The 1,975-nt window shown below is 39.6% G+C and carries 2 protein-coding genes; one reads left to right on the top strand and one right to left on the bottom strand.

Annotated elements, in window-relative coordinates; genetic code table 11:
* Positions 1-422: 422 nt before the first annotated feature.
* Positions 423-947, bottom strand: coding sequence for a DUF3087 family protein (locus tag L3V36_RS23735; RefSeq protein WP_061025949.1), 525 nt, complete (start codon positions 945-947; stop codon positions 423-425).
* 257 nt (positions 948-1,204) lie between these two features.
* On the opposite strand from L3V36_RS23735, the gene trmY reads away from it, so the two are divergent.
* Entirely contained in the window at positions 1,205-1,804 is a 600-nt protein-coding gene (trmY, locus tag L3V36_RS23730) for a tRNA (pseudouridine(54)-N(1))-methyltransferase TrmY (protein ID WP_004733046.1), read from the top strand.
* Positions 1,805-1,975: the final 171 nt, after the last annotated feature.

Here is a 1,975-nt window from a genome sequence, read left to right as displayed (position 1 = left end):
ATTGGTCACTCAGTTCATTGAAATCAAGTTTGTTACCGAAGTAACTGTTACTACCTAAGTAATAACGTTTTGATATTCATCAACGAGTGCCCACACAGATTGATAGGTTTAAATTGTTAAAGAGCTTTGCTTATCGAAACTTTCTTTTTACAAAGAAACCTTTGAAAGCGGACGTGAATTCTAGCGATTTAATCTTAAGTGTCAAACACTTTTTAAAATTAATTTCTTTCGAACTTTCCGTCTTACTGATTACCGCTGAAGCCTTGTGGCATCTGCCGTGTCAGTGAGGCGGCATTATAGAGATCATCGAAAACATGGCAACCCCTATTTTAATAAAAATTCAAAAAAGTTGCTTAAGCGGCTACTTTTACGTCAAAACCCTCTTTCACAGGTTAAAGCTCATACAATCAAGAGCATATAACTTAGAATTTTGCGACTAAATCTTTCGAAAATGCCTCTATATCCAGTTCGATACTCCACTTTTCACTTAGCTCCACTATGTTATCTAGCGATTGCTGAACCGTTTTTATCGTCAATGTATTGTTATCTAGGTCGTATACCTGTTTTTGCGTAGTGTAATAGAAGTAAAGGATAGTTAATGCTTCTCGATCACCTTGCTCAGCTTTTGGTTGAATACGCTTGAGCTTACGATAGATTTGATTGTGAATTTGTTTAAGGTTCCACACATAAAGCGCTTCCTTAAAGTAATCATGCCCTTTCACACGGCTCGCTATAAAGGCATTCAGTGCGACTGATAAAATCACGCCAAGTACATTCAAATGGAAATTACCTGTCGCTTCCCCAGTAACGGATCCAACTGAACCAAAAAGTTCAATCAGAATGCTACCGAATACGATGGCAAACAAGGCGAGCGACCCAACCAATGAAACCAACAGTAGGTTCATCTTCTTTCTATATTCTTCTTTATTAATCTTCTGTAACTTCATCGACTACTTCCTTATGTAAGTCACCTAATAATTTGCGCATACTATCTATGTAAACCTTGGTTCGCTTCAACCTTTACCATCTTGTAATGTGGTCACTCTCTATTTAATACGTAGAGTTATTCCGATCAGTACTACACATAACTCCATTTGACTTCATTAATAGAAAAGAGTTACATACCGCCATAATTTTTAGTTATTCATCAATTCATGCTGATAAAGTCTGTTTCGCTTTATCACATACTGACAAGGTACATTCCATGCGTTCATTTGTATTACGCGCTCGCGCAGCCCCTACAGAGAGCAAGCTTATCTTAGAAGGTGTTGGGCAAGACGCTCATACTGAGATTCTGGCTCATACTCTGATGAACACGATCTTCGTTGCTCAATCTCACCGTGAGAATGTCACCGTGCACCTTGTGCTAGAGAGTACTAAAGACTTTTCTCGTACCATTACATTCGATTCAAATGAAATCACCAACATTGGTGGCTTTCATGAATCTGCACTGTTATCTGCGGTAGTAAGAGCTGTTGACGCTTCTCAAGGCATGACAAAAGAACAGACACGTCAGGTAGAACCGGGCATCACTGTTCGCACTATGAGCTTTGAAAAGTTGGTCAAAGAACTGGCCGAAGACCACCAGCTGTACATGATGGATAAGAAGGGTGACTTTATCCGTGATGCAGAGATTGCTGAAAACCCATGTTTCCTTCTTACTGATCACATCCCTATGCCGAAGAAAAGCTACAATAGCTTGAAGCGTTTAGGGACAGAGAAAATCAGCTTAGGTCCAAACATGTTGTTTGCTTCTCAGTGTGTTGTGTTGATCAACAATGAGCTTGATATAAGGGGGTTCTAACCTCCGAACTAATAGTCTAGACAAAAAAAGAGCTCAACTAAGTGTAATGCCGTTCACTTAAGAGTGAACGGCATTTTTGTTCTTAGCATACCGCTGTGGTCTAGGCTTAACTGTTCTAGGGAATGTTCTTTCCCTCCGCCCTTCAAGTATTAAGCTTTCAGCCATGTTGTG

The organism is Vibrio sp. G-C-1 (assembly GCF_021728015.1).
Lineage (GTDB): Bacteria > Pseudomonadota > Gammaproteobacteria > Enterobacterales > Vibrionaceae > Vibrio > Vibrio splendidus.
This window is presented reverse-complemented; position numbering and strand designations above follow the sequence as displayed.